The 11,320-nt window shown below is 65.0% G+C and carries 10 protein-coding genes and 1 pseudogene; 4 read left to right on the top strand and 7 right to left on the bottom strand.

Annotation, left to right across the window (positions count from 1 at the left end):
• Positions 1-282: 282 nt before the first annotated feature.
• Positions 283-420 (bottom strand): annotated as a pseudogene (locus tag QSV36_RS03450) (IS110 family transposase); the annotation flags it as partial.
• A 319-nt stretch (positions 421-739) separates the two neighbouring features.
• Between QSV36_RS03450 and QSV36_RS03445 the strand changes: the two are divergent.
• Both QSV36_RS03445 and QSV36_RS03440 read left to right on the top strand, forming a co-directional pair.
• Positions 740-1,654: a histone deacetylase family protein gene (locus QSV36_RS03445; RefSeq protein WP_289129862.1), complete on the top strand. Its 915-nt coding sequence runs from the start codon at positions 740-742 to the stop codon at positions 1,652-1,654.
• 148 nt (positions 1,655-1,802) lie between these two features.
• On the top strand, positions 1,803-3,044 hold the full coding sequence (locus QSV36_RS03440; protein WP_289129859.1) for a TIGR03862 family flavoprotein: 1,242 nt from the start codon (positions 1,803-1,805) through the stop codon (positions 3,042-3,044).
• A gap of 68 nt (positions 3,045-3,112) precedes the next feature.
• On the opposite strand, the gene rhlE1 is transcribed toward QSV36_RS03440, so the two are convergent.
• Positions 3,113-4,444 carry an RNA helicase RhlE1 gene (gene rhlE1, locus QSV36_RS03435; RefSeq protein ID WP_289129856.1) on the bottom strand — a complete coding sequence of 444 codons (1,332 nt, stop codon included), beginning with the start codon at positions 4,442-4,444 and terminating at the stop codon, positions 3,113-3,115.
• A gap of 55 nt (positions 4,445-4,499) precedes the next feature.
• Positions 4,500-5,420, bottom strand: coding sequence for a drug/metabolite exporter YedA (gene yedA / locus QSV36_RS03430; protein ID WP_289129853.1), 921 nt, complete (start codon positions 5,418-5,420; stop codon positions 4,500-4,502).
• Between the two features lie 154 nt (positions 5,421-5,574).
• On the opposite strand from yedA, the gene QSV36_RS03425 reads away from it, so the two are divergent.
• Positions 5,575-6,024 carry an Lrp/AsnC family transcriptional regulator gene (locus QSV36_RS03425; RefSeq protein WP_225779342.1) on the top strand — a complete coding sequence of 150 codons (450 nt, stop codon included), beginning with the start codon at positions 5,575-5,577 and terminating at the stop codon, positions 6,022-6,024.
• Here QSV36_RS03425 and QSV36_RS03420 read toward each other — a convergent pair.
• The 3 genes from QSV36_RS03420 to QSV36_RS03410 all read right to left on the bottom strand — a co-directional run bounded on the left by QSV36_RS03420 (position 6,021) and on the right by QSV36_RS03410 (position 7,948).
• Positions 6,021-6,626, bottom strand: a complete 606-nt coding sequence (locus QSV36_RS03420; protein ID WP_289129850.1) for a 3'-5' exonuclease — start codon at positions 6,624-6,626, stop codon at positions 6,021-6,023. The two genes, QSV36_RS03425 and QSV36_RS03420, sit on opposite strands and share 4 nt — an antisense overlap.
• A gap of 10 nt (positions 6,627-6,636) precedes the next feature.
• Positions 6,637-7,116: an NYN domain-containing protein gene (locus tag QSV36_RS03415; RefSeq protein ID WP_289129847.1), complete on the bottom strand. Its 480-nt coding sequence runs from the start codon at positions 7,114-7,116 to the stop codon at positions 6,637-6,639.
• Positions 7,117-7,192: 76 nt separating this feature from the next.
• Positions 7,193-7,948 carry a DUF2076 domain-containing protein gene (locus QSV36_RS03410; protein ID WP_289129844.1) on the bottom strand — a complete coding sequence of 252 codons (756 nt, stop codon included), beginning with the start codon at positions 7,946-7,948 and terminating at the stop codon, positions 7,193-7,195.
• Positions 7,949-8,114: 166 nt separating this feature from the next.
• Between QSV36_RS03410 and QSV36_RS03405 the strand changes: the two genes are divergently transcribed.
• On the top strand, positions 8,115-8,771 hold the full coding sequence (locus tag QSV36_RS03405; RefSeq protein ID WP_289129842.1) for a YciC family protein: 657 nt from the start codon (positions 8,115-8,117) through the stop codon (positions 8,769-8,771).
• Positions 8,772-8,778: 7 nt separating this feature from the next.
• On the opposite strand, the gene hrpB is transcribed toward QSV36_RS03405, so the two are convergent.
• Positions 8,779-11,307 carry an ATP-dependent helicase HrpB gene (gene hrpB, locus QSV36_RS03400; RefSeq protein ID WP_289129839.1) on the bottom strand — a complete coding sequence of 843 codons (2,529 nt, stop codon included), beginning with the start codon at positions 11,305-11,307 and terminating at the stop codon, positions 8,779-8,781.
• Between the last annotated feature and the right edge of the window lie 13 nt (positions 11,308-11,320).

The raw sequence follows: 11,320 nt of genomic DNA, 5'->3' as shown, positions 1-11,320 counted from the left end.
AATACCTGACTGGCATCTGGGCATGCATGCATGGGGATAAGCCATTTGAAACGGCCAAGCTTTTCAGCGCTGAGCACCTCAGAAAAGCTTGACCGCGAACAGAGTATCTACAGGTACTGTGCTGGCTTCGGGTTGACACTACACCTGTGAGAGCAACTGTCTTGCTCAAATGTTCAAAGCGGGCGTTATTCCTGTGGGAGCGGGCTTGCCCCGCGAACACCGGCACAGCCGGTGCCATCCACCGCGGTGTGTTCTTCGCGGGTAAACCCGCTCCCACGCTGATCACGCAGAACTCTGCATCTGCGTTGACTCCTCGGGTCTTGGCAGGTCATCCCGCCACGGCGTGCCCGTTCTGAGCATTGCGTTGAGCCGTACGATGATGATTCTCATGCAGGCCACAAGTGCGACCTTGGCTAACTTCCTCGTCCACGCAGAACCTCATACCGGCCTTTGAGTGTTGGACACTGTGAGAGCGCTTTGGCTTGGCCCATGCTTGTGGTTCGAGCTTCGCCCCTCATCCAACTGTTCGGACGCTGGCCAAAGTGGAACGGTGAATGGCAGCTTGTGCTCCCTCTCGTGCTCAAGGCACCTGCGGCATTCAGCTTGCCATTCACCGCTCTCGCTCCAGATTCCAATCCCCTTTCAAGACACAAGGCTGCGCTACAACGCGCGCATTCGCGATAGCAACCACAACCGCTGAACTGGCAAGATCAGCACTGGCCCCGATTGCGAAACCGCCATGCCGCTGCCGCTGATCTACCACGAAGACTACAGCCCGGAGTTTCCTGCCGAGCACCGCTTTCCGATGGACAAGTTCCGCCTGCTGCGCGATCACCTGGTCGAAAGCGGGCTGACCACCGACCAGGCCCTGCTGCGCCCGGACATCTGCCCCAACGACATCCTCGCCCTGGCTCACGACCGCAGCTACATCGAGCGCTACCTGAACGGTGACCTGTCACGCGAGGACCAACGTCGCCTCGGCCTGCCCTGGAGCGAAGCCCTGGCCCGGCGCACCGTACGCGCGGTAGGTGGCTCGTTGCTGAGCGCCGAGATGGCACTGCAGCACGGCATCGCCTGCCACCTTGCCGGTGGCACCCACCATGCCCATTACGATCACCCTGCCGGCTTCTGCATCTTCAACGACCTGGCGGTGATCAGCCGCTACCTGCTGGAGGCCGGCCGGGTCCACCGGGTGCTGATCTTCGACTGCGATGTGCACCAGGGCGACGGCACCGCGCGCATCCTGCACGACACGCCAGACGCCATCACCGTATCACTGCACTGCGAACAGAACTTCCCGGCCCGCAAGGCGCAAAGTGACTGGGACATCCCCTTGCCACGCGGTATGGGTGACGCCGCCTACCTGAAGGTGGTCGACGACGCCCTGAACTACCTGCTGCCGCTCTATCGTCCCGACCTGGTGCTGTATGACGCCGGGGTCGATGTGCACAAGGACGACGCCCTGGGCTACCTGCAACTGACCGACGCAGGCGTTGCCGCCCGTGACGAAGCGGTGCTGCGCCATTGCCTGGGCCGTGACATCCCGGTGGTGGGCGTGATCGGCGGCGGTTACAGCAAGGACCGGATAGCGCTGGCCAGGCGTCATGGCATCCTCCACCACAGTGCGGCTCGTGTCATCGGTTGTTCACAATGACTGTGGAGCCGCTTGTGGATAACCTGCGGGAAAGGCGCTGCAGCCCTTTACAGGTGTGGCCTGCAGGGCTCTGATCATTTTTTGATCAGTGCGCCAGCAGGCTGCGCTGCGCTAGAATGCGCCTCTTTTCCACAGCCTGCTGCCCACCATGTCCGATCTCAACCCCGCCGCCCCTCCCCTTGCTGTTGTCATCGGCGCCGGCCCCGCCGGCCTGATGGCCGCAGAAGCACTGGCCCAGGCGGGCCTGACGGTGGAAGTGTTCGATGCCATGCCTTCGGTCGGCCGCAAGTTCCTGCTGGCGGGTGTCGGCGGCATGAACATCACCCATTCCGAGCCTTACCCGGCCTTCGTCGGCCGTTATGCCGAGCGCCAGGACAACATCGACGCCCTGCTGCGCGACTTCGACGCCGAGGCCTTGCGCCAGTGGATTCATGGCCTGGGCATCGAGACCTTTGTCGGCACCTCGGGCCGGGTGTTCCCCACCGACATGAAAGCCGCGCCATTGCTGCGCGCCTGGCTCAAGCGCCTGCGCGACAGCGGGGTGGTTATCCACACCCGTCACCGCTGGCTGGGCTGGAACGCCGAGGGCGCTTTGCGGATGGCTTATCCACAGGGCGAACGGCTGCTTGCCCCTGCCGTGGTGGTATTGGCCTTGGGCGGCGGCAGTTGGGCGCGACTGGGTTCCGACGGTAGCTGGCAAGCGCTGCTCGCCGAACGGGGTGTGGATATCTCGCCCCTGCAGCCGAGCAACTGCGGCTTCGAGGTGGCCGGCTGGAGCGCGCTGCTCAAGGAAAAGTTCGCCGGTGCGCCGTTGAAGAACATTGCCTTGAGCGTCCCTGGCAGCGCGCCGCGCAAAGGTGAGTTCATTCTCACGGCCCAGGGTGTGGAAGGCAGCTTGGTGTATGCCTGGTCAGCGCCAGTACGCGAGGCCATCAACCGAACCGGCCAAGGGCAGTTGCTGCTTGACCTGTTGCCAGACAAGCCGGTGGAAAAAGTCGCCCAGGCGCTTGCCAGGCCCCGAGGCTCGCGCTCCATGGCCAAGCACCTGCACAGCCAGCTGGGCCTCGATGGAGTCAAGGCGGCACTGTTGCGCGAACTGACCGATCAGGCGACCTTTGCCGACCCTGAAGCGCTGGCCAGGGCGATCAAGGCATTGCCGATCACGCTGGTACGCACGCGGCCGCTGGATGAAGCGATCAGCAGCGCGGGAGGGGTGCGTTTCGAGGCCCTGGATGAAGGCCTGATGCTGCGGCGCATGCCGGGCGTGTTCTGCGCTGGCGAGATGCTGGACTGGGAAGCACCGACCGGGGGCTATCTGCTGACGGCGTGCTTTGCCAGCGGGTTGCGCGCCGGGCGGGCGGCCGCAGATTGGGCGATGCGGGTTTCCTGACAGGGGGTGCGCTGCACCTGTAGGAGCGACCTTGCGTCGCGATGGGCCGCAAAGCGGCCCCAAACACCTCAAGGCTTACGCTTGCGCGGCCCACCATTGAAGCTCGGCACCTTGCGCACCGCCTTCACCGCGGGCGCCGCAGTGCCCGCCTCGGCACTGTCCATCCAGCGCCCCAAACCGCGCTTGGCGCTGTTTTCCTTCGGCTTCTTGGGCTTCTTCGGCTTCTTGATCACCTGGCCGCTGGCATCGGTCATCGGTACGCGGTGGTCGGGGATGAAATCCGGCTCCTCATGGCGCGGCAGGGTCTGCCGGGTCAGCACTTCGATGGCCGCCAGCAACTGCACTTCATCGGCACACACCAGCGAAATCGCCTCGCCCTTGTTGCCGGCACGCCCGGTACGCCCGATGCGATGCACGTAGTCCTCGGCAACGATCGGCAGGTCGAGGTTGACCACCAATGGCAAGTCATCGATATCCAGGCCGCGGGCCGCCACGTCGGTGGCCACCAGTACCTGGATTTCGCGGGCCTTGAAGCTGTCCAGGGCGCGCTGGCGGGTGGCTTGCGGACGGTCACCGTGGATGCCGTCGGCATTCACACCTTCGGCCAGCAAGCGCTCCACCAGCTGGTCGACGCCATTGCGGGTCTTGGCGAACACCAGCACCTGCTTCCAGCGCTGCTTGCGCAGCAGGTGGCAGAACAGGTCGACCTTGCGCTTCTTGTCGACCGGCACCAGCCACTGCTTGACGCTGCTGGCCGTGGCATTGCGCGGGCTGACTTCGATGCTCAGCGGGTCATTCAGGGCCAGCCCCGCCAGCATGCGGATCTGCTCGGAGAAGGTGGCCGAGAACAGCAGCGTCTGGCGCTTGCGTGGCAGGGCGGCGTATACCGACTGCAGTTCTTCGGCAAAGCCCAGGTCGAGCATGCGGTCGGCTTCGTCGAGTACCAGGGTCTGCACCTGGTTGAACTTCACCGCGTTCTGGCGGAACAGGTCAAGCAGACGCCCCGGGGTAGCCACCAGCAGGTCGACACCGCGACGCAGGCGCATCATTTGTGGGTTGATGCTGACCCCGCCGTACACCGCGTAGGTGCTCAGCGGCAGGTTCTCGGCGTATTCGCGGACATTGTTGTGCACCTGCTCGGCCAGTTCCCGGGTAGGCACCAGCACCAGCGCGCGGATCGAATTGCTGGCCACCTTGTCGCCTTCCAGTGCCAGGCGTTGCAGCACGGGCAAGGCAAAGCCGGCGGTCTTGCCGGTGCCGGTCTGGGCTGCGGCCATCAGGTCACGGCCAGCCAGCACGGCGGGAATGGCTTTGGCCTGCACCGGGGTCGGGGTGGTGTAGTCCAGCTGCTGCAGGGTGCGCAGCAGCGGTTCGATCAGGCCGAGTTTGGCGAAATTCATGGCAATACCGTCAGGGGGTTCAGCGAAGGCGGCAAGTTTACCGCATCGCCCCTGCCTACTTGCAGATTTCACCTTTCAGCGGCTGCGCGGGTTCGGGCGCCTTGCGCCATTGCGGCAGGCCGATCAACACCACCGCGCCGATGATCACCGCCATCGCCACGCACTCTTCGGCACCGATCTGCTCGCCGGCGAAGACGATGCCCAGCAGCACCGCCACCGCCGGGTTGACGTAGGCATAGCTGGTGGCGGCCGCCGGGCGCACATTTTTGAGCAGGTACATGTAGGCACTGAAGGCCAGGATCGAGCCGAACAGCACCAGGTAGGCCAACGCCCCCCAGCCGGCGGCGCTGGGCATCTGTGTCATGCGCTCGCCAGACAGCACGCTGCCCAGCAACAGCACGGCGCCACCGACCAGCATTTCCGCGGCACTGGCCATCGGCCCCTGGGGTAACGGCAGGGTCTTGCTCCACACCGAACCGAATGCCCAGGACGCTGCGGCAAAAATGATCAGCGCCGCACCTATCGGGCTGGCCTGCAGGTTGGAGCCCAGGTTCAGCAGGCCGATACCCACCAGCCCAAGGGCGATGCCCGCCCACTCCAGCCTGGAGTTGCGGTGCCCGAACAACAGGCCGAACAGCAAGGTAAACAGCGGCACCGTCGCCACCGCCAGCGCCGCCACGCCCGAGGCCACCCCGACATGCTCGGCCACGGTCACGCCGCCGTTGCCGCAACTGAGCAGCAGGAAACCGATCGCCCCCGCCGCTCGCCACTGCGGCCAGGTCGGTGCCGGCACACCGCGCCAGCGCAGGAAGCCATACAGCAAGGCGCCAGCAATCAGGAAGCGCACCCCAGCCATGAGCATCGGCGGCCAGCTTTCGACGCCGATACGGATGAACAGGTAGGTAGATCCCCAGACCAGATACAAGGCCAGGAAAGCGCCGATGAGCAACAACGGGAAGCGACGGGAGGCAGGCATGGGGCACACTCGAAATCCGTTTACGGGTGGCTTAGTTTAGAAAGGCTGCGGTGTAAACTTAAGTTACAAAACCGCTTTAAATCGCCAGAACACTTTGCATTGCATGGTTATCAGGGCACTTTTCCAGCGAATCGAAACCAGACAGGAACAACCCATGGATAAATACGACCGCATGCTGCTCGCCGCCCTGCTCGACAATGGGCGCGCCACCTTCGCGCAACTGGCGCGTCAGGTGAACCTGTCGGCGCCAGCGGTGGCCGAACGGGTGGCCAAGCTGGAGGCCAGCGGAGTCATCACCGGCTACCAGGCCAAGGTCGACATGAGCAAGATCGGCCTGCCGATCCAGTGCGTGATCGAGCTACGCCTGGCCAGCCACGGTAACCAGCAGGCCTATGAAGCATTGACGCAGATCCCCCAGCTGACCGAATGCCACCGGGTCACCGGTGACCCCTGTGTGATCATGCAGGCCGCGGTGGGCTCGATGCCCGAGCTGGAGGAACTGATCAACCGGGTCGCGCAGTTCGGCTTCAGCAAAACCTCGATCATTCTTTCCAGTGCCGTGGAGCGGCGAGTGCCGCTGGCACAACTGGAGAGGAAGGCCTAACAGAACCTGGCCAGGGTGTCGCGCACCTTCGCCGCAGGGGTTTTCTGCAGGCGGCAGAGCAGCTCGTGAGACAATTGCTGCACACCATGGCTCTGGCGCAGCACGCCGGCCAGGTGCTGCAACAGGTTGGCAGCCATTTCGGCATCGGCCATGGCCCGGTGCGCGGTCCCGGTATGCGGCAGCCCGGCCCAACGGGTCAAGGTGCCCAGCTTGTGGTTCGGTGCCGCCGGCAGCAGGCGCCGGGACAGCAGCAGGGAACAGGCAAAGGCCTGGCTACGGCTACGGCCGATGCGGCTCAGTTCATAGTCCCAGAACTTCTGGTCGAACGCGGCGTTGTGCGCGAGCAGCGGCGTGCTTCCGACAAAATCGGCCACTTCGTTCATCACCTGGTCGACCGGCGGCGCACTGCGCAACATAGCGCTGGTGATACCTGTCAGCCCGGCGACGAAAGCCGGCACTGCAACCCCCGCGTTCATCAGGCTCTGGTAACGCTCGACGATGCGTCCGCGCTCCAGCATCACCACCGCCACCTCGGTAGCGCGGCAGCCAGCGCCGGGGCTGATGCCGGTGGTTTCAAAGTCGATGACGGCGATACGTTCCATGCAAGGGGCCTCAGTGTTTGAGCAACAGCGCACCCTCGATGGGCACATAGCGGGTGGCGGCACGGATCAGCGAGAGTGCCGTGAGGCCGGGTACACCATACACCACCGCCTCGGTGCCATGACGCTGAATCACCCGCTCCAGCAGGAGGTCGAAATCGCCGTCGCCAGAGGCCAGCACCACCTGGTCGACGCGGCTGGCGGCATCCATCACGTCCAGCGTAATGCCCACGTCCCAGTCACCTTTGGCCGAACCATCGCTACGCTGGATGAAAGGCTTGAGCCGCACATCGAAACCGAGGTTGCGCAAGATCTGCTGGAACTGTTGCTGCTTGCTGTCGCCACGGTCGATGGCATAGGCCACGGCCTCGACGATCTGGCCTTCGCGGCTGACCGCGTTCCACAACGCGGTGTAGTTGAAATGGCAACCGTGGGCCTGACGCACGGTGTAGTAGAGGTTCTGCACATCGGCGAACAGCGCGATCTTTTTCACCCTGAAGCCTCATATCCGGTCTGGGGATCCGGGGGCGCTCTGTGCCCCCGGAAATGCCAGCAGTATGCCAGACCTGTCAGACGTACGAATCGTCGTCCGAGAAGAACCCGCCATCATCGCTGCCATAATCGCTGTCGGCATAACCACCTTGGTCACTGCCCCAGCCACCATTGTCGGCAACCTGCTGCTGGGCGCCCGAATCGTTCCAGCCACCGCTGTCACTGGCGGGCGCCGGCTCTTCCTTGATCACTTCGACCACCTCCTGCGGCTGCGCATCATGGTGGAACAGGCTGCTGATGCCCTGCGCCAGCAATACACCGCCGGCCACGCCGGCTGCGGTCTGCATCGCCCCACCAAGGAAACTGCTGGCACCACTGCGTGCCGGCGCGGCGGCGAAACCAGGCTGCTGCATTTGCGGCTGCGAATAGCCCGGCGCCGCCGGCTCGCGCCAGCCGCCAGTCGATGGCGCAGGGGCGGCAACAGCGGGTTGCGGTTGCACTGCCGAAGCCGCATTGCGGCCGCCCGAACCAAAGATGCTGGAGAGAAAACCACCGCCACTGCTGCTTGGCGCGCTGCTGGCACGGGCTGCCTCAGCCTGGGCTCGCGCCTGCTTCAGTTCGGCTTCCAGCTGCTTGTTCTGCTCGTCGAGGCGCTTGAGCGCGGCCTCCTGGACCAGGATCGCCTGGGCCATGTAGTAAGGTGCCGCCGGCTGCTGGCGCAGGTGCTCCTCGATACGGGCCTGAGCCTGAGCATCACGAGGCTGGCTCGGGTCCTCGGCTTGCTTGATACGGCTGAACAGGCCGTCGATCAGGGTTTGTTCTTCAGTATTCATGGGGCGACCTCGTGGGTAGCGGGACAACGGACAGCCTCAAAGATGGGGCGTACAGGCGGGGGATTCAATCACCGGTGTCGTGAAACTTTTTTCAGCAAATGGCGGCCCCTGCCCTGCTTTGGGCTAAAGTTAGGCCCCTGTTTTTCCTGTCATGCGATGTTGACCGATGAATCCGCTGAGCGTCCTGCGCGACTCCCTGTACTTCTTCCGCCGCCACCTGCCGAGCATTCTCCAGCTGTGCCTGCCCCTTGTAGTGCTGGAGGCACTGCTTACCCAACTGCTGTACCGGCAATTGGGTGACCAGGCATCGCCGGCCTACGGCATGCTGGTCAGCCTGCTGTTCTACCCGCTGTACAGCGCCGCACTGATCCTGTTCCTGGACACCCGCAGCAACGGCCAGGCCACTGCCAAACGCGACCTGTTTGCCCGCGCCGTGCAGCTGTGGCCGCAGCTGGCCCTGCTGATCCTGATCAGCTCGCTGCTGATCATGGCAGGCCTGGCGCTGTTCATCTTCCCGGGCGTGTGGATCATGATCAACCTGGTGTTCGCCGAGTACCTGCTGGTGCTGCGCGGCTTGCCAGTGGTGCAGTCGATGCGCGAAAGCGCGCGCATGACCACGGGCCACTTCCTGCGCATCATGATTTGCGTGCTGGGGGTATTGGCACCGATATGGCTGATCGACGGGCTGCTGTTGATGGCTTTCCCCGAGCCATCGCCGGGCATGGAGCTGGCCATGGACAGCCTCAGCGGCTTCCTGCAGCTGTTCAGTACCGTGGTGCTGTACCGCCTGTTCATGCTGCTGGAAGGCGAAGCCCGCGACTAGGGAATAATCAGGTTCCCCGAGGCTTGGCCCGGGCCGTCGCCTCGGCCACCAACGGGTCATCCGGCCAGTAATGCTTCGGGTAGCGTCCTTTCAGGTCCTTCTTCACTTCGGCATAGGTCGTACGCCAGAAGTTGGCCAGGTCCTGGGTCACCTGCACCGGCCTGCGTGCCGGTGACAGCAGGTGCAGCTTGACCTGCAGGCGCCCATTGGCGATGCGTGGCGTGTCGGCCAGGCCGAACAGCTCCTGCAGGCGCACCGCGAGAATCGGCGGGTTTTCGCTGTAATCCAGGCGGATATTCGAGCCGGACGGCACTGCCAGGTGCGCTGGGGCCTGTTCTTCCAGGCGCTGCGGCAATGGCCAGGGCAACAGGTTGCGCAGCATCGACGGCAGGTCCAGCGCGGCGAAGTGGCTGAGCCGCGATACGTTGCCCAGGTATGGCTGCAGCCAGTCTTCAAGGCTGGCGAGCAAGGCCTCGTCGCTCAGGTCTGGCCATTCGCTGTGGCCTTCCTTGGCCAGGTCGAGCTGGCGCAACAGCGCTACACGTGCCTGCCATTGGCGCAGCTCTGGGGTCCAGCTCAAGAGGTTCAGCCCCTTGCGCCGGACCAGACCAAGCAGTGCCCGGGCGCGCGCCTCATCGTCCAGGCCGGGCAGCGGTTCGCGGCTGAGGATCAGCTCGCCAACCTTGACCTGACGCTCGGCACGCAACACCTGCTCGCGCTCATCCCAATCGAGCAGATCAACCCGTTCCACCTGCTCGGCCAGCACGCCATCGAGCAATGTCGGGTCGAATTCCGCCGCCAGGTAGATACGTTCTTCACGCTGGCCCTGGCGGCTACCCAGGTCGGCGACCACCAACCAGGGGCACTTCATCAAGGCATCGACCTCGGCAAACAGCGCCGCACGGCCATTGGCCAGCCGGTACTCCGCACCACCCTCGCGGCGCTGCTGGGCGATGCGGTCTGGGTAGGCCAGCGCCAGCAGGGCGCCCAGCCAACGTGGGTGGCCCGGGTCGGCCACCGGCGCCCGCGGCTTGCCGCGCAGCAAACCACGGTACTGGCGCGCCAACTGGCGGGCCCGCTGCACACCGCCCTGGCTGCCCCGGGCGGCCTTGCTCTCGCCACTGACCAGGGCCAAGCGGCTATGCAGATCGGCACCGCCACCCCGTTGAATATCCCGCTCGCCCAATAGTGCAGCGACATCACAGGCCATTTGTGCCAAGCCCAGGTCCTGACCCCGCAACAGCAAATGCGCGATTCGGGGGTGTGCCGGCAGCTCGGCCATGGCCTGGCCATGTTCGCTGAGGCTGTCGCGGCTGCCGGGCTTGTAGGCATTAAGCCGTGCCAGCAGGTCCTGGGCCTGGGCGAACGCGGCAAGCGGTGGCTGGTCGAGCCAGCGCAATTGCTCGGGCGTCACGCCCCAGCGTGCCAGCTGCAAGGCCAGGCCGGCCAGGTCGGCCTGCAGGATTTCGGCACTGCCGTGGGCGGCCAACTGCTCATGCTGAGCCTCGGACCACAATCGGTAGCACACGCCGGGCTCCAGGCGGCCGGCACGCCCGGCGCGCTGGGTGGCGCTGGCGCGCGAGATGCGCTGGGTGCCCAGGCGGGTCATGCCGCTGCCGGGGTCGAAGCGCGGGACCCGGGCCAGGCCCGCATCGATCACCACACGCACGCCGTCGATGGTCAGGCTGGTCTCGGCAATATTGGTAGCCAGCACCACCTTGCGCAGGCCCTTGGGCGCCGGGTCGATGGCCGCACGCTGGGCATCGAGGTCGAGTTCGCCGTGCAGTGGGCACAGCAGGATCTCCGGCCGTTCACCCAGCACTTCCTGCAAGCTCTGGTGCACCCGGCGTATCTCGGCCTGGCCAGGCAGGAACACCAGCACACTGCCGGCCTGCTCGGCCAGCGCCTGCAACACACTGTCCACTATCCGCGGCTCGATGAACTCGCCCGCCTGGAAAGGACGGCCCCAGCGGATATCCACAGGGTGCATGCGGCCTTGACTGCTGACCACCGGGGCATCGTTCAGCAACCGGGACAGGCGCTCCCCCTCCAACGTCGCAGACATCAGCAGAATCTTCAGTGGCGGGTCGTCTCGCAGCAACTCGCGGCCGTTCAGGCTCAGCGCCAGGGCCAGGTCGGCATCAAGGCTGCGCTCGTGAAACTCGTCGAAGATCAGCAGCCCCACCCCCTCCAGCGCCGGGTCGGCTTGCAGGCGGCGGGTGAGGATGCCTTCGGTCACCACCTCGATGCGGGTGTTCAGCCCAACCTTGCTGTCCAGCCGAATGCGGTAGCCCACCGTTTCGCCAACCTTTTCGCCCAGCTCGCTGGCCAGGCGCTCGGCTGCGGCGCGGGCCGCCAGGCGCCGTGGCTCGAGCATCAGAATGCGCTGCCCGGCCAGCCAGGGCTCGCTCAGCAGCGCCAGCGGTACGCGGGTGGTCTTGCCGGCGCCAGGCGGCGCCTCGAGCACCGCTTCGTCACGGTTTTGCAGGGCTTGGCGCAAGGCGGGCAAGACAACATCGATCGGTAGTGAAATCATGGTGGTCCTCGAA

This window comes from Pseudomonas sp. BCRC 81390 (assembly GCF_030341915.1).
GTDB lineage: Bacteria > Pseudomonadota > Gammaproteobacteria > Pseudomonadales > Pseudomonadaceae > Aquipseudomonas.
Note: the sequence above shows the minus strand (reverse complement) of the source record. Positions and strands in the feature narration are given on the sequence as shown.

Coding starts and splice junctions, on each gene's coding strand:
- QSV36_RS03440 (WP_289129859.1), top strand. CDS start 1,803: ATGTCCGATCTCAACCCCGCCGCCCCTCCCCTTGCTGTTGTCATCGGC.
- QSV36_RS03405 (WP_289129842.1), top strand. CDS start 8,115: ATGAATCCGCTGAGCGTCCTGCGCGACTCCCTGTACTTCTTCCGCCGC.
- QSV36_RS03420 (WP_289129850.1), bottom strand. CDS start 6,626: ATGGAACGTATCGCCGTCATCGACTTTGAAACCACCGGCATCAGCCCC.
- yedA (WP_289129853.1), bottom strand. CDS start 5,420: ATGCCTGCCTCCCGTCGCTTCCCGTTGTTGCTCATCGGCGCTTTCCTG.
- QSV36_RS03410 (WP_289129844.1), bottom strand. CDS start 7,948: ATGAATACTGAAGAACAAACCCTGATCGACGGCCTGTTCAGCCGTATC.
- QSV36_RS03425 (WP_225779342.1), top strand. CDS start 5,575: ATGGATAAATACGACCGCATGCTGCTCGCCGCCCTGCTCGACAATGGG.
- rhlE1 (WP_289129856.1), bottom strand. CDS start 4,444: ATGAATTTCGCCAAACTCGGCCTGATCGAACCGCTGCTGCGCACCCTG.
- QSV36_RS03445 (WP_289129862.1), top strand. CDS start 740: ATGCCGCTGCCGCTGATCTACCACGAAGACTACAGCCCGGAGTTTCCT.
- hrpB (WP_289129839.1), bottom strand. CDS start 11,307: ATGATTTCACTACCGATCGATGTTGTCTTGCCCGCCTTGCGCCAAGCC.